Source organism: Microcella putealis (assembly GCF_004216575.1).
Lineage (GTDB): Bacteria > Actinomycetota > Actinomycetes > Actinomycetales > Microbacteriaceae > Microcella > Microcella putealis.
This window is the reverse complement of the sequence record NZ_SGWW01000003.1, coordinates 441,480-453,938: the sequence shown is the minus strand read 5'-3', so window position 1 is coordinate 453,938 and position 12,459 is coordinate 441,480. Positions and strand designations below refer to the sequence as shown.

23 protein-coding genes are annotated in these 12,459 nt (G+C 65.5%); all 23 read right to left on the bottom strand.

Features of this window, described 5'->3' with window-relative positions:
* Window positions 1-65 precede the first annotated feature (65 nt).
* The gene (gene infA, locus EV141_RS09645; protein WP_021759551.1) at window positions 66-287 is read right to left on the bottom strand and encodes a translation initiation factor IF-1; all 222 of its coding nucleotides are present in this window, start codon (window positions 285-287) and stop codon (window positions 66-68) included.
* Between the two features lie 147 nt (window positions 288-434).
* Complete coding sequence (locus EV141_RS09640; RefSeq protein ID WP_130485725.1) at window positions 435-1,016, bottom strand: adenylate kinase; 582 nt, start codon at window positions 1,014-1,016, stop codon at window positions 435-437.
* The gene (gene secY, locus EV141_RS09635) at window positions 1,013-2,338 is read right to left on the bottom strand and encodes a preprotein translocase subunit SecY (protein WP_130485724.1); all 1,326 of its coding nucleotides are present in this window, start codon (window positions 2,336-2,338) and stop codon (window positions 1,013-1,015) included. Before secY ends, EV141_RS09640 begins: the two co-directional genes overlap by 4 nt.
* Window positions 2,339-2,442: 104 nt before the next feature.
* Window positions 2,443-3,186: a 50S ribosomal protein L15 gene (gene rplO, locus EV141_RS09630; RefSeq protein ID WP_130485723.1), complete on the bottom strand. Its 744-nt coding sequence runs from the start codon at window positions 3,184-3,186 to the stop codon at window positions 2,443-2,445.
* Window positions 3,186-3,371 (bottom strand): 50S ribosomal protein L30, encoded by a 186-nt coding sequence (gene rpmD, locus EV141_RS09625; RefSeq protein ID WP_096420560.1) that lies wholly within the window; start codon window positions 3,369-3,371, stop codon window positions 3,186-3,188. The genes rplO and rpmD overlap by 1 nt, the downstream gene beginning before the upstream one ends.
* Window positions 3,371-4,066 carry a 30S ribosomal protein S5 gene (gene rpsE / locus EV141_RS09620; protein ID WP_130485722.1) on the bottom strand — a complete coding sequence of 232 codons (696 nt, stop codon included), beginning with the start codon at window positions 4,064-4,066 and terminating at the stop codon, window positions 3,371-3,373. The genes rpmD and rpsE overlap by 1 nt, the downstream gene beginning before the upstream one ends.
* Window positions 4,063-4,434 carry a 50S ribosomal protein L18 gene (gene rplR / locus EV141_RS09615; protein WP_130485721.1) on the bottom strand — a complete coding sequence of 124 codons (372 nt, stop codon included), beginning with the start codon at window positions 4,432-4,434 and terminating at the stop codon, window positions 4,063-4,065. Before rplR ends, rpsE begins: the two co-directional genes overlap by 4 nt.
* A 2-nt stretch (window positions 4,435-4,436) precedes the next feature.
* Window positions 4,437-4,973 (bottom strand): 50S ribosomal protein L6, encoded by a 537-nt coding sequence (gene rplF / locus EV141_RS09610; protein ID WP_130485720.1) that lies wholly within the window; start codon window positions 4,971-4,973, stop codon window positions 4,437-4,439.
* Window positions 4,974-4,979: 6 nt separating this feature from the next.
* Window positions 4,980-5,378, bottom strand: coding sequence for a 30S ribosomal protein S8 (gene rpsH, locus EV141_RS09605; protein ID WP_130485719.1), 399 nt, complete (start codon window positions 5,376-5,378; stop codon window positions 4,980-4,982).
* A gap of 93 nt (window positions 5,379-5,471) precedes the next feature.
* Window positions 5,472-6,065, bottom strand: a complete 594-nt coding sequence (gene rplE / locus EV141_RS09600; protein ID WP_130485718.1) for a 50S ribosomal protein L5 — start codon at window positions 6,063-6,065, stop codon at window positions 5,472-5,474.
* Complete coding sequence (gene rplX / locus EV141_RS09595) at window positions 6,065-6,424, bottom strand: 50S ribosomal protein L24 (RefSeq protein ID WP_130485717.1); 360 nt, start codon at window positions 6,422-6,424, stop codon at window positions 6,065-6,067. The genes rplE and rplX overlap by 1 nt, the downstream gene beginning before the upstream one ends.
* Window positions 6,425-6,427: 3 nt before the next feature.
* On the bottom strand, window positions 6,428-6,796 hold the full coding sequence (gene rplN / locus EV141_RS09590) for a 50S ribosomal protein L14 (protein ID WP_096420549.1): 369 nt from the start codon (window positions 6,794-6,796) through the stop codon (window positions 6,428-6,430).
* 32 nt (window positions 6,797-6,828) lie between these two features.
* The gene (rpsQ, locus tag EV141_RS09585) at window positions 6,829-7,146 is read right to left on the bottom strand and encodes a 30S ribosomal protein S17 (protein WP_130283783.1); all 318 of its coding nucleotides are present in this window, start codon (window positions 7,144-7,146) and stop codon (window positions 6,829-6,831) included.
* Entirely contained in the window at window positions 7,146-7,463 is a 318-nt protein-coding gene (rpmC, locus tag EV141_RS09580) for a 50S ribosomal protein L29 (RefSeq protein WP_130485716.1), read from the bottom strand. The genes rpsQ and rpmC overlap by 1 nt, the downstream gene beginning before the upstream one ends.
* A complete protein-coding gene (gene rplP / locus EV141_RS09575; RefSeq protein ID WP_130485715.1) occupies window positions 7,463-7,882 on the bottom strand; it encodes a 50S ribosomal protein L16 in 420 nt (139 codons plus the stop codon). Before rplP ends, rpmC begins: the two co-directional genes overlap by 1 nt.
* A gap of 5 nt (window positions 7,883-7,887) precedes the next feature.
* Window positions 7,888-8,661: a 30S ribosomal protein S3 gene (gene rpsC / locus EV141_RS09570; protein ID WP_130485714.1), complete on the bottom strand. Its 774-nt coding sequence runs from the start codon at window positions 8,659-8,661 to the stop codon at window positions 7,888-7,890.
* A gap of 2 nt (window positions 8,662-8,663) precedes the next feature.
* A complete protein-coding gene (gene rplV / locus EV141_RS09565) occupies window positions 8,664-9,065 on the bottom strand; it encodes a 50S ribosomal protein L22 (RefSeq protein WP_130485713.1) in 402 nt (133 codons plus the stop codon).
* 27 nt (window positions 9,066-9,092) lie between these two features.
* Window positions 9,093-9,374: a 30S ribosomal protein S19 gene (gene rpsS, locus EV141_RS09560; RefSeq protein ID WP_130485712.1), complete on the bottom strand. Its 282-nt coding sequence runs from the start codon at window positions 9,372-9,374 to the stop codon at window positions 9,093-9,095.
* 15 nt (window positions 9,375-9,389) lie between these two features.
* Entirely contained in the window at window positions 9,390-10,226 is an 837-nt protein-coding gene (gene rplB, locus EV141_RS09555; protein WP_130485711.1) for a 50S ribosomal protein L2, read from the bottom strand.
* 17 nt (window positions 10,227-10,243) lie between these two features.
* Complete coding sequence (gene rplW, locus EV141_RS09550; RefSeq protein WP_130485820.1) at window positions 10,244-10,549, bottom strand: 50S ribosomal protein L23; 306 nt, start codon at window positions 10,547-10,549, stop codon at window positions 10,244-10,246.
* A 2-nt stretch (window positions 10,550-10,551) separates the two neighbouring features.
* Window positions 10,552-11,199 carry a 50S ribosomal protein L4 gene (gene rplD / locus EV141_RS09545; protein WP_130485710.1) on the bottom strand — a complete coding sequence of 216 codons (648 nt, stop codon included), beginning with the start codon at window positions 11,197-11,199 and terminating at the stop codon, window positions 10,552-10,554.
* Window positions 11,200-11,204: 5 nt separating this feature from the next.
* The gene (gene rplC, locus EV141_RS09540; protein ID WP_130485709.1) at window positions 11,205-11,855 is read right to left on the bottom strand and encodes a 50S ribosomal protein L3; all 651 of its coding nucleotides are present in this window, start codon (window positions 11,853-11,855) and stop codon (window positions 11,205-11,207) included.
* Between the two features lie 11 nt (window positions 11,856-11,866).
* Window positions 11,867-12,175 (bottom strand): 30S ribosomal protein S10, encoded by a 309-nt coding sequence (gene rpsJ, locus EV141_RS09535; RefSeq protein WP_096420529.1) that lies wholly within the window; start codon window positions 12,173-12,175, stop codon window positions 11,867-11,869.
* Between the last annotated feature and the right edge of the window lie 284 nt (window positions 12,176-12,459).

Below are 12,459 nucleotides of genomic sequence, written 5' to 3'. Positions count from 1 at the left end.
TTTGGTGTCGCTGGCCTCGTGCACCGGGTGGATTCCCGGGCCGTTCCTTACCCAGCGCGCAACTCTTACTTGTAGCGGTAGACGATCCGGCCACGGGTGAGGTCGTAGGGGCTCAGCTCGACGATCACGCGGTCCTCGGGGAGGATGCGGATGTAGTGCTGGCGCATCTTGCCCGAAATGTGGGCAAGAACCTTGTGGCCGTTCGTCAGCTCAACGCGGAACATCGCGTTGGGCAGCGCTTCGACCACCGAGCCTTCGATCTCGATGACACCGTCTTTTTTGGCCATAGCCTCTTCGTCGCTATACGTGGGAGTGTGCACTGGTCGTGCGGAAGTGGTGCTCACCCCGCGCGATCGCCCGGTGGGCGGCTGCGGGTGGCGACACGCCGAGGCATGCCGAAAGCACCAAAGGGAAAGCTTAGGTGATAGCTGGGGTCACGGCAAGTCGCGAACGGTGAGGGCCTCAAGGATCCGGGCCGTCACCTCGTCGATCTCACCGATGCCGTCAACCTTCGTCAACATGCCGCGTTCGGCGTACACGTCGATCAGCGGCGCGGTCTGCTCGGCGTAGACGGCCAGGCGGTGACGCACGACGTTCTCGTCGTCGTCAACGCGTCCCTGATCGACCGCACGCTTCTTGAGCCGCTCGACTACGACATCCGGATCCGCGACCAGCTCGACCACAGCATCCAACGCGGTGCCGTGCTCGGCGAGGAACTCGTCGAGCGCGCGCACCTGGTCGGTTGTGCGGGGGTAGCCGTCGAGCAGGAACCCGTCGGCGCAGTCGGCCTGCTCGAGGCGGTCGCGCACGAGGTCGTTGGTCAGCTCGTCGGGGACGTTGTCGCCGGCCTCGATGTAGGCCTTTGCCTTCGTGCCGAGCTCGGTCTCATCGCGCAGGTTCTGCCGGAAGATGTCTCCCGTCGAGATCGCGGGGATTCCGAAGTGTGTCGAGAGACGGGCGGCCTGGGTGCCCTTGCCTGCACCGGGCGGGCCGATGAGCAGCAGCCGCGCGGTCACTTGAGCAGACCTTCGTAGTGACGCTGCTGCAGCTGCGCGTCGATCTGCTTCACCGTCTCAAGACCCACGCCGACGATGATCAGGATGCTCGCGCCACCGAACGGGAAGTTCTGGTTGGCGCCGACCGCCGCAAAGGCGATGAGCGGGATCAGGGCGACGAGGCCGAGGTACAGCGAGCCCGGCAGCGTGATGCGCGTCAGGACGTAGTCGAGGTACTCGGCCGTCGGGCGCCCGGCACGAATACCGGGGATGAAGCCGCCGTACTTCTTCATGTTGTCGGCGACGTCCTCCGGGTTGAAGGTGATCGCGACGTAGAAGTAGGTGAAGCCGACGATGAGCAGGAAGTACACGACCATGTACAGCACGTTGTCGCCGGAGACGAAGTTGTTCTGAATCCAGACGACCCACTCAGGCGCGGTCTCGCCAGCCGCCGGCTGGTTGAACTGGGCGATGAGTGCCGGCAGGTACAGCAGCGACGAGGCGAAGATGACGGGCACGACGCCGGCCATGTTCACCTTGATCGGGATGTAGGTGTTGTTGCCGCCGAAGGTGCGGCGCCCCACCATGCGCTTGGCGTACTGCACGGGAACGCGGCGCTGAGACTGCTCGACGAAGACCACGGCGGCCATCACGAGGAGGCCGAGGGCCAGCACGATGATGAAGATCTCGGCACCCTGGGCGAGGGCGATGCCCCACAGCGCCGACGGGAAGGTCGCGGCGATCGAGACGAAGATCAGCAGCGACATGCCGTTGCCGATACCGCGCTCGGTGATCAGCTCGCCCAGCCACATGATGAGGCCGGTTCCGGCCGTCATCGTGATGACCATGAGCAGAATCGCGTACCAGCTGTCGTTCGTGATCAGCTGCGAACACTGGGGAACACCCGAGGTGGTCGGGAAGAGCGCGCCAGCGCGGGCGACCGTGATGAGAGTGGTCGACTGGAGGATCGCGAGCGCGATCGTGAGGTAACGCGTGTACTGGGTCAGCTTGGCCTGGCCGGCCTGCCCCTCCTTGTAGAGGGCCTCGAAGTGCGGGATGACCACGCGAAGCAGCTGCGTGATGATCGACGCCGTGATGTACGGCATGATGCCGAGCGCGAAGATCGACAGCTGGAGCAGTGCGCCACCGCTGAAGAGGTTGACGAGCTGGTAGAGGCCCGTGGTGCTTTCGTTGCCCTGGAGACAGAGCTGCACGTTCTGGTAGTCCACGAACGGCGCAGGGATAAACGAACCCAGACGGAAGATGGCGACGATTCCGAGGGTGAAACCGATCTTCCGGCGGAGGTCGGGCGTCTTGATGATTCGCCCGATAGCTCTGAACACGAGACCTCCCGTAGAAAAAACATGGGCATCCCGTGGCCCGGCGGCTCCAGGATGCTGGCCCGAAAGGGCCGAAGCCGGGCGGCCCCGAAGGGCCGCCCGAGCGGCTACTGAATGGAACCGCCGGCCGCGACGATCTTCTGCTCAGCAGAGCGGGAGACCTTGTCGACGGTCACGTTCAGCTTAACCGCAATGTCCCCGTTGCCGAGAACCTTGACCTTTTCGTTCTTGCGCACGGCACCCTTGGTCACGAGGTCAGCGACCGTGACCTCGCCACCCTTCGGGTACAGCTCGGCGAGCTTCTCGAGGTTGACGACCTGGTACTCCACGCGGAACGGGTTCTTGAAGCCGCGAAGCTTCGGAGCGCGCATCACGAAGTTGAGCTGGCCACCCTGGAAGCCGGGGCGCACGGTGTTGCGCGCCTTCGTGCCCTTGGTGCCACGACCCGCGGTCTTACCCTTCGAGCCCTCACCGCGACCCACGCGGGTGCGGTCCTTCTTCGCGCCGGCAGCCGGGCGAAGGTGGTGCACCTTGAGGACCTGCGGGCGCGCGACCTCCGTCGACTCTGCCTTCTTGGCCGGAGCCGTCTTGGCAGGAGCCTTGGCGGCGGGTGCCTTCTTCTCCGCAGCGGGAGCGTCAGCCTTAGCGGCCGTCGCCTTCGCGGCGGCCGGCTTCTTCGCAGCCGGAGCCTTCTTGGCGGGAGCCTTGTCAGCATCCGCCTTCGCAGCGGGCTTCTTCGCCGCCGTCGACGAGGCGGCGGGCGCCTTCTTCGCGGCGGGCTTCTTCTCAGCAGCCGGCTTGGAGGCCGCGGGGGCCTTCTTCGCCGGAGCCTTCTTCTCTTCGTCAGCCATTAGTCAATCTCCTCGACCGTCACGAGGTGCGCAACAGTCTTGACGTACCCACGGTTGGCCGGGGTGTCCTCGCGCACGACGCTGTCGCCAATGCGCTTGAGGCCCAGGCTGCGCAGGGTGTCGCGCTGGTTCTGCTTCTCGCTGATTACGGACTTGATCTGGGTCACCTTCAGACGCTGGGCCATTACGCACCCGCCTTTCCGGCAGCGGCCTTCGCGGCCTCCGCCTCGGCGCGGACCAGACGGGCCGGGGCCACGTCTTCGAAGTCCAGGCCACGGCGAGCGGCGACGGCGCGCGGCTCTTCGAGCATCTTCAGCGCCTCGACGGTCGCGTGAACGATGTTGATCGTGTTGGACGAGCCGAGCGACTTGCTCAGCACGTCGTGGATACCGGCGCACTCGAGCACGGCGCGCACCGGACCACCGGCGATAACACCGGTACCGGCCGCAGCCGGACGCAGCAGCACAACGCCGGCGGCGGCCTCACCCTGAACGGGGTGTGGGATCGTCTGAGCGACGCGGGGGACGCGGAAGAAGTTCTTCTTCGCCTCCTCGACACCCTTCGAGATCGCGGTCGGAACCTCGCGGGCCTTGCCGTAGCCGACACCCACGAGGCCGTTGCCGTCGCCGACAACCACCAGTGCGGTGAAGCTGAAGCGGCGACCACCCTTGACCACCTTCGAGACGCGGTTGATCGTCACCACGCGCTCGAGGAACGGACTCTTTTCGGCGTCACGCGCACCACGGTCACGACCCTGGTTGCGGTCGCCGCGGCCACCGCGACGCGGCTCGCGCGTCTCGGTGGTGTTCGACTGCGACGACGCAGCGGTCTCCACGGGGGCTTCTGCCGCCACGGTCTGCTCCTTCTCGTTTTCGCTCACAGGCTCAACCCTGCCTCTCGCGCTCCATCGGCGATCGCCGCAACGCGACCCGCGTAACGGTTACCACCCCGGTCGAAGACGACTGCCTCCACACCGGCCTTCTTCGCACGCTCGGCAAGCAGTTCGCCCACCTTGCGCGCCTTCGCGGTCTTGTCACCGTCGAACGTACGGAGGTCGCCCTCCATCGTCGAGGCGCTGGCCAGCGTGTGGCCCTTGGCGTCGTCGACGATCTGCACGAACACGTGACGAGCCGAACGCGTAACGACGAGGCGGGGGCGCTCGGCAGTGCCGACGATCCGCTTGCGCAGACGCGCGTGACGGCGGCCCTTGGCGGCCGACTTGCTCTTCCCTCGAGTACCGAGACCCATGGTTACTTACCAGCCTTTCCGGCCTTGCGGCGAACGACCTCGCCCGCGTAGCGGATGCCCTTGCCCTTGTACGGCTCGGGCTTGCGGATCTTGCGGATGTTCGCGGCGACTTCGCCAACGGCCTGCTTGTCGATGCCGCTGACGGTGAGCTTGTTGTTGCCTTCGACGGTGAACGTGATGCCCGCGGGCGGGTCAACCGTCACCGGGTGCGAGAAGCCGAGGGCGAACTCGACCGACGAACCCTTGGCCTGCACGCGGTAACCGGTGCCGACAACTTCGAGGCCCTTCGAGTAGCCCTCGGTGACGCCGACGATCTGGTTGGCGATGAGGGTGCGAGTGAGGCCGTGAAGCGAGCGCGAGTTGCGCTCGTCGTCGGGACGGGTCACGACGACCTGGTTGTCCTCGATGGCGACCTCGATGGGGCTCGCGACGGTGAGCGAGAGCTCACCCTTCGGGCCCTTGACAGTGACGGCACGGCCGTCAAGCTTCACCTCGACACCACCGGGGATGTCGATGGGCATGCGTCCAATACGTGACATGACGGGTTACCACACGTAGGCGAGGACTTCCCCACCCACGCCCTTCTGCGTCGCCTCGCGGTCGGTCAACAGACCCGAGGAGGTGGACAGGATCGCGACGCCGAGGCCACCCAGTACATGGGGGATCTCCGTCGACTTCGCGTACACCCGGAGGCCGGGCTTCGACACGCGCTTGAGGCCGGCGATCGACCGCTCACGGTTCGGGCCGTACTTCAGCGACAGCGTCAGCGTGGTGCCGACACGAGCGTCTTCGACGGCCCAGTCGGTGATGTAGCCCTCGCGCTTCAGGATCTCAGCGAGACCCTTCTTGAGCTTTGAGCTGGGCATCGACACGGTGTCGTGGTGCGCCGAGTTGGCGTTGCGCAGTCTGGTCAGCATGTCTGCGACCGGATCTGTCATCGTCATGATGGTTGTTCCTGTTCTCGACCGGTTTCGACTCCCGGTACACCGGGGCCGACCCTGTCGATCGGGGCCCACATGCGTGGGCCGAGTGGAGTGTTACTGAACGGCGTCGGCGGCCGTGAAGGGGAAGCCGAGAGCGCGCAGCAGGGCGCGGCCCTCGTCATCGGTCTTCGCGGTCGTGACGACGGTGATGTCGAAGCCGCGGACGCGGTCGATCTTGTCCTGGTCGATCTCGTGGAACACGCTCTGCTCCTGAAGACCGAAGGTGTAGTTGCCGTTTCCGTCGAACTGGCGGTCGCTCAGGCCACGGAAGTCGCGGATGCGCGGCAGGGCAAGCGAGACGAGGCGGTCCATGAACTCCCAGGCGCGGTCGCCACGCAGCGTGACGTGAGCACCGATGGGCATGCCCTCGCGAAGCTTGAACTGAGCGATCGACTTACGCGCCTTCGTGACCTGCGGCTTCTGACCCGTGATTTGGGTGAGGTCGCGGATCGCGCCGTCGATGACCTTCGAGTCGCGAGCGGCCTCACCGACACCGGTGTTGACGACGATCTTGACGACCTTCGGCACCTGGTGGGGGTTCGTGTACCCGAACTCTTCGGTCAGCTGCTTCGTGATCTCAGCGCGGTACTTCTGCTTAAGGCGCGGCTGGATTTTGCCAGCTGCGGTTGCAGTTGCAGTGTCAGTCATTAGAACTTCTCACCCGACTTCTTGGCGTAGCGCACCCGCACGGTCTTCGAGACACCGTTCTTCTCAACGGTCTCCTCGCGGAATCCGACGCGCGTGGGCTTCTTGGTCTTGGGGTCGACGAGCATCACGTTCGAGACGTGGATGGGCGCCTCGTGCGTCTCGATGCCGCCGGTCTTCGTGCCGCGCTGCGTCTGGCCGACGCGCACGTGCTTCGTGACGAGGTTGATTCCCTCGACAACGACGCGGTTCTTGTCGGCGAGAACCTCGATAACACGACCCTGCTTGCCGCGGTCTCCACCGCGGGCCTCGGTCGCGCCCGAGATCACCTGGACGAGGTCGCCCTTTTTGATCGTGGCCATGGGTTACAGCACCTCCGGTGCGAGCGAGACGATCTTCATGAACTTCTTGTCGCGAAGCTCACGGCCGACCGGTCCGAAGATGCGGGTACCGCGGGGGTCCCCGTCGTTCTTCAGGATCACGGCGGCGTTCTCGTCGAACTTGATGTAGGAGCCGTCGGCGCGGCGGGTCTGCTTGACCGTGCGCACGATGACGGCCTTGACGACATCGCCCTTCTTGACGTTGCCGCCGGGGATCGCGTCCTTGACGGTGGCGACGATGACGTCACCGAGGCCGGCGTAGCGACGGCCCGAGCCACCGAGGACGCGGATGGTGAGCAGCTCCTTGGCGCCGGTGTTGTCGGCGACCTTGACTCTGGATTCCTGCTGAAGCATTTCCTACTCCTTTGGGTCAAGCAGGCCGAGGCCTACTTGGCCTTCTCGAGGATCTCGACGAGGCGCCAGCGCTTCGTGGCGGACAGGGGACGGGTCTCGTTGATGAGCACGAGGTCGCCGATGCCGGCGCTGTTCTGCTCGTCGTGAGCCTTCACCTTGGAGGTGCGGCGGATGACCTTGCCGTACAGCGGGTGCTTCACGCGGTCTTCCACCTCGACAACGATGGTCTTGTCCATCTTGTCGCTGACGACGTAGCCGCGACGCGCCTTGCGGTACCCGCGGGCGTTCTCGTCGCGAACGTCGTGCTCGGCCGACTCGTGGCCGGCTTCGGCCTTCTTCGTCGTCGCCATTACTTCTTCTCCTCGGTGTTCTCGTCGCCCGCGGCCTCAGCGGCCTTCTTGGTCGACTTCTTCGCCGGCTTCTCGGGGGCCTCGACGGGCGCAGGCGTGGCACGGATGCCCAGCTCGCGCTCGCGGATCACCGTGTAGATGCGGGCGATGTCGCGCTTGACCGCGCGCAGGCGGCCGTGGCTCTCGAGCTGACCGGTCGCGGCCTGGAAGCGCAGGTTGAACAGCTCTTCCTTTGCGCGCTTCAGCTCGTCGAGCAAACGCTCGTCTTCGAAAGTGTCGAGCTCGGCAGGTGCCAGCTCCTTGGATCCGATCGCCATTACGCGTCGCCCTCCTCGCGCTTGATGATGCGTGCCTTGAGGGGCAGCTTGTGAATTGCACGGGTCATGGCTTCACGAGCGAGTTCCTCGGGAACACCGGCGACCTCGAAGAGGACGCGACCCGGCTTGACGTTGGCGACCCACCACTCCGGCGAACCCTTACCCGAACCCATGCGGGTTTCGGCGGGCTTCTTGGTCAGCGGACGGTCGGGGTAGATGTTGATCCACACCTTTCCACCACGCTTGATGTGACGGGTCATGGCGATACGAGCGGACTCGATCTGCCGGTTGGTGACGTAGGCGGGGGTGAGGGCCTGGATGCCGAACTCGCCGAACGACACCGTGGTGCCGCCCGTAGCGTGACCACCGCGCTTGGGGTGGTGCTGCTTGCGGTACTTGACCTTGCGGGGAATCAGCATTCTTCTTAGCCTTCCGCTCCGGCCGCGACCGGGGCCTCAGCAGCAGCCGGGCGGCCGCCGCCACGGCGGCCGCCGCGGTCCGAGTCACGACGCTCGGGGCGCGACGACTTCTGGGTCGCCTGCTCGCGAGCGAGTTCTTTGTTGGTGATGTCGCCCTTGTAGATCCAGACCTTCACGCCGATGCGGCCGAAGGTGGTCTTCGCCTCGTAGAAGCCGTAGTCGATGTTCGCGCGCAGGGTGTGCAGCGGAACGCGACCCTCGCGGTAGAACTCCGAGCGGCTCATCTCGGCGCCGCCGAGACGGCCGGAGACCTGGATACGAACGCCCTTGGCGCCGGCGCGCTGCGCGCCCTGCAGACCCTTGCGCATTGCGCGGCGGAATGCCACGCGAGCGCTGAGCTGCTCGGCGATGCCCTGCGCGACGAGCTGAGCCTCGGCCTCGGGGTTCTTTACCTCGAGGATGTTCAGCTGGATCTGCTTCGCCGTGAGCTTCTCGAGGTCGGCACGGATGCGCTCGGCCTCGGCGCCACGACGACCAATCACGATGCCCGGACGGGCGGTGTGAATGTCGACGCGGACGCGGTCACGGGTGCGCTCGATCTCGATGCGGGCAACGCCCGCGCGGTCGAGGCTCGTCGTGAGCATGCGACGGATCTTGACGTCCTCAGCCACGTAGTCGGCGTAGCGCTGACCGGGCTTGGTGCTGTCGGAGAACCAGCGCGACACGTGGTCGGTGGTGATTCCGAGACGGAAACCGTACGGGTTAACTTTCTGACCCATGTCTACTTGCTCGCCTTCTTCTTGCCGGTGCTCGAGCCCGCGGCAGCCAGCTCATCGGGGGTCGACAGAACGACCGTGATGTGGCTGGTGCGCTTGTTGATGCGGAACGCACGGCCCTGGGCACGCGGCTGGAACCGCTTCAGGGTCGTGCCCTCGTCGACGAACGCGCGGGACACGTAGAGGTCCTGTTCGTCGAGGAAGGTGTTCTGCGCATCCGCCTTGACACGCGCGTTGGCGATAGCCGACGCAACGAGCTTGTAGACGGGCTCGCTCGCACCCTGGGGCGCGAACTTCAGGATGGCCAGGGCCTCGAGGGCCTGCTTGCCGCGGATCAGGTTGACGACACGACGGGCCTTCTGGGGGGTCACGCGGATGTGTCGCACGCGGGCGATCGACTCCACCATCTCTCTCCTCCTTCTTCGCCTCCGCGGTTAGCGGCGGCGACCCTTCTTGTCGTCCTTCTCGTGTCCACGGAAGGTGCGGGTGGGCGCGAACTCGCCGAGCTTGTGCCCGACCATGGTCTCGGTCACGAACACGGGGATGTGCTTGCGACCGTCGTGAACGGCGATCGTGCGCCCGAGCATGGCGGGGACGATCATCGAACGACGCGACCAGGTCTTGATGACGTTCTTGCTGTTGGCCTCGTTCTGAGTGACGACCTTGCGAAGCAGGTGGTCGTCGACGAACGGGCCCTTCTTGAGACTGCGAGGCATTCTTCTCGACTCCTACTAGCGCTTCTTACCGACGGTGCGGCGACGGACGATGAGCTTGTCGCTGGGCTTGTTCGCGCGGCGGGTACGACCCTCCGACTGACCCCAGGGGCTGACCGGGTGACGACCACCACTGGTCTTGCCCTCACCACCACCGTGCGGGTGGTCGACCGGGTTCATGGCGACACCACGAACGGTCGGGCGGACGCCCTTCCAGCGCTTACGGCCGGCCTTACCCCAGTTGATGTTCGACTGCTCGGCGTTGCCGACCTCGCCGACGGTCGCGCGGCAGCGCGCGTCGACGTTGCGGATCTCGCCCGAGGGCAGACGCAGCTGGGCGTAGGGGCCGTCCTTGGCGACAAGGCGAACCGAGGCGCCGGCCGATCGGGCCATCTTTGCGCCGCCACCGGGGCGCAGCTCGATGGCGTGCACGACGGTACCGACGGGGATGTTGCGCAGCGGCAGGTTGTTGCCGGGCTTGATGTCGGCGCCGGGGCCCGACTCAACGATGTCGCCCTGCTTCAGCTTGTTCGGCGCGATGATGTAGCGCTTCGTGCCGTCCACGAAGTGCAGCAGCGCGATGCGCGCCGTGCGGTTCGGGTCGTACTCGATGTGCGCGACCTTCGCGTCGACGCCGTCCTTGTCGTTACGACGGAAGTCGATGACGCGGTACTGGCGCTTGTGGCCACCACCGATGTGACGGGTCGTGATGCGACCGGTGTTGTTGCGGCCACCGGTCTTCGGCAGCGGCTTGAGAAGCGACTTCTCGGGGGTCGAGCGCGTGATTTCTGCGAAATCAGCGACCGACGAGCCGCGACGACCCGGCGTCGTGGGCTTGTACTTGCGAATAGCCATTGTCTGTCGTCCTTCGTCTAGCCGACGGCCGTGAAGATGTCGATGGTGCCCGACTTCAGGGTCACGATGGCGCGCTTGGTGTCTTTGCGCTTGCCGGTGCCGAATCGGGTGCGGCGGGTCTTGCCCGTGCGGTTAAGCGTGTTCACCGAGGCGACCTTCACGCCGAAGATCTTCTCGATCGCGAACTTGATCTCGGTCTTGTTCGCACGCGGGTCAACGAGGAAGGTGTACTTGCCGTCGTCGATGAGCGCGTAGCTCTTCTCGCTCACGACCGGCGCGATGATGACGTCGCGCGGGTCTTTGTTCTGGGCGGTGGTGTGGATGCTCAACGCTCGACCTCTTCCTTCTTGGTCTTGCTGGCGACGAACGCCTCGTACGCCGACTTCGTGAAGACGATGTCGTCGCTGACCAGAACGTCGTATGCGTTCAGCTGGTCGGGAGTGATCACGTGCAGGTTCTTGAGGTTGCGCACGCTCTTCTGCGCGAGCTCGTCGTCGCGCTCGATCACGACGAGAACCTTGCGGCCCGAGGTGAGCGATGCGATGACCGCCGCAGCAGCCTTCGTCGAGGGCGCGTCCGAACCGAACGACTCAACGATGTGCAGGCGGTCGCCGCGGGCGCGGTCAGACAGAGCGCCGAGCAGAGCCGCGGCGATCATCTTCTTGGGGGTGCGCTGCGAGTAGTCACGCGGCTTGGGGCCGTGGACCGTGCCACCACCGGTGTGCTCGGGAGCACGGACCGAACCCTGACGACTGCGGCCGGTGCCCTTCTGCTTGAACGGCTTGCGACCGGAGCCCGAGACCTCGCCGCGCGTCTTGGTCGAGTGCGTTCCCTGGCGCGCCGCGGCGAGCTGGGCAACAACGACCTGGTGCAGCAGGGGAACGTTGGTCTGAACGTCGAACACGTTCGCGGGCAGGTCGACCGAGCCGGTCTTCTTGCCGGCGGCGTCGACGATGTCGAGTGAGGTAGCCATGGCGGTTACGCCCCCTTCACGGCGTTGCGGACGAACACGAGACGACCGCGGGCACCGGGAACGGCGCCCTTGATGAGCAGCAGGCCCTTCTCGGCGTCAACCGAGTGGACGGTGAGGTTGAGCACCGACACGCGCTCGCCACCCATACGACCGGCCATGCGCATGCCCTTGAACACGCGGCTGGGGGTCGCCGAAGCGCCGATCGAGCCGGGCTTGCGGTGGTTGCGGTGCGAACCGTGCGAGGCCGAGACACCCTTGAAGTTGTGGCGCTTCATGACACCGGCGAAGCCCTTGCCCTTGCTGGTGCCGACCACGTCGACCTTCTGGCCGGGCTCGAACACGTCGACGGTCAGTTCCTGACCGGGCGTGTACTCGGCGGCGTCAGCCGTGCGGATCTCGGTGAGGTGGCGGCGCGGGGTCGTGCCGGCCTTCTCGAAGTGGCCCGTGAGGGGCTTGGTGACCTTGCGGGGGTCGATGGCGCCGTAGGCGATCTGCACAGCCTCGTAGCCGTCGATGTCGACGGTACGAACCTGCGTGACCACGTTCGGGGCGATCGAGACAACGGTGACGGGCACGAGCTTGTTGTTCTCGTCCCACACCTGCGTCATGCCGAGCTTCGTGCCCAGCAGACCCTTGGTCGTCTTGAGTGCAGACATGTCCGGGTTCCTTAGAGCTTGATCTCGATGTTGACGTCGGCGGGCAGGTCGAGACGCATGAGCGAGTCGACGGCCTTCGGCGTCGGGTCAATGATGTCGATGAGCCGCTTGTGGGTGCGCTTCTCGAAGTGCTCGCGGCTGTCTTTGTACTTGTGGGGCGAACGAATGACGGCCACCACGTTCTTCTCCGTGGGGAGGGGCACCGGGCCCACGACGGTCGCTCCGGCACGGGTGACCGTGTCGACGATCTTGCGCGCCGACGCGTCGAGACCAGCGTGGTCATACGACTTCAGTCGGATGCGGATCTTCTGTCCCGCCATGCTCAACTCTCTTCCTTGTTGAATCGGGCCCGGCCTATCGGCCGCACCCCAGCGCGGAGCGCTATCGCTGTCGCACCACTGTTCTTCTGTCAAACGTCAACCGGCTGCCTTCGCCCCGCACGCGAAAGGGGAACCCCTTCGTGAGCGGCGGATACCGACGGGCGCGATCTCCGCATTTCACCGACCCGCGCTGCAACGTGGGACGTTGCGGGCGCACACTCCTCAGGAACAGGATTTCTCCTGTTGTGGTGAGGGGGTCGGTTTACGCTGTGTTCTGCTACCCG

What these genes read in the sequence shown, in the direction of transcription:
- rplF (WP_130485720.1), bottom strand. Translation starts at nt 4,973, where the DNA reads ATGTCACGTATTGGACGCATGCCCATCGACATCCCCGGTGGTGTCGAG.
- rplP (WP_130485715.1), bottom strand. Translation starts at nt 7,882, where the DNA reads ATGCTGATTCCCCGCAAGGTCAAGTACCGCAAGCAGCACCACCCCAAG.
- rpsJ (WP_096420529.1), bottom strand. Translation starts at nt 12,175, where the DNA reads ATGGCGGGACAGAAGATCCGCATCCGACTGAAGTCGTATGACCACGCT.
- rplC (WP_130485709.1), bottom strand. Translation starts at nt 11,855, where the DNA reads ATGTCTGCACTCAAGACGACCAAGGGTCTGCTGGGCACGAAGCTCGGC.
- rpsQ (WP_130283783.1), bottom strand. Translation starts at nt 7,146, where the DNA reads ATGGCGACGACGAAGAAGGCCGAAGCCGGCCACGAGTCGGCCGAGCAC.
- rpsH (WP_130485719.1), bottom strand. Translation starts at nt 5,378, where the DNA reads ATGACGATGACAGATCCGGTCGCAGACATGCTGACCAGACTGCGCAAC.
- rplO (WP_130485723.1), bottom strand. Translation starts at nt 3,186, where the DNA reads ATGGCTGACGAAGAGAAGAAGGCTCCGGCGAAGAAGGCCCCCGCGGCC.
- rplD (WP_130485710.1), bottom strand. Translation starts at nt 11,199, where the DNA reads ATGGCTACCTCACTCGACATCGTCGACGCCGCCGGCAAGAAGACCGGC.
- rpmC (WP_130485716.1), bottom strand. Translation starts at nt 7,463, where the DNA reads ATGGCGATCGGATCCAAGGAGCTGGCACCTGCCGAGCTCGACACTTTC.
- rpmD (WP_096420560.1), bottom strand. Translation starts at nt 3,371, where the DNA reads ATGGCCCAGCGTCTGAAGGTGACCCAGATCAAGTCCGTAATCAGCGAG.
- rplN (WP_096420549.1), bottom strand. Translation starts at nt 6,796, where the DNA reads ATGCTTCAGCAGGAATCCAGAGTCAAGGTCGCCGACAACACCGGCGCC.
- rpsC (WP_130485714.1), bottom strand. Translation starts at nt 8,661, where the DNA reads ATGGGTCAGAAAGTTAACCCGTACGGTTTCCGTCTCGGAATCACCACC.
- rplE (WP_130485718.1), bottom strand. Translation starts at nt 6,065, where the DNA reads ATGACTGACACTGCAACTGCAACCGCAGCTGGCAAAATCCAGCCGCGC.
- rplR (WP_130485721.1), bottom strand. Translation starts at nt 4,434, where the DNA reads ATGGGTCTCGGTACTCGAGGGAAGAGCAAGTCGGCCGCCAAGGGCCGC.
- rplX (WP_130485717.1), bottom strand. Translation starts at nt 6,424, where the DNA reads ATGGCCACGATCAAAAAGGGCGACCTCGTCCAGGTGATCTCGGGCGCG.
- rpsS (WP_130485712.1), bottom strand. Translation starts at nt 9,374, where the DNA reads ATGCCTCGCAGTCTCAAGAAGGGCCCGTTCGTCGACGACCACCTGCTT.
- rplV (WP_130485713.1), bottom strand. Translation starts at nt 9,065, where the DNA reads ATGGTGGAGTCGATCGCCCGCGTGCGACACATCCGCGTGACCCCCCAG.
- infA (WP_021759551.1), bottom strand. Translation starts at nt 287, where the DNA reads ATGGCCAAAAAAGACGGTGTCATCGAGATCGAAGGCTCGGTGGTCGAA.
- rplB (WP_130485711.1), bottom strand. Translation starts at nt 10,226, where the DNA reads ATGGCTATTCGCAAGTACAAGCCCACGACGCCGGGTCGTCGCGGCTCG.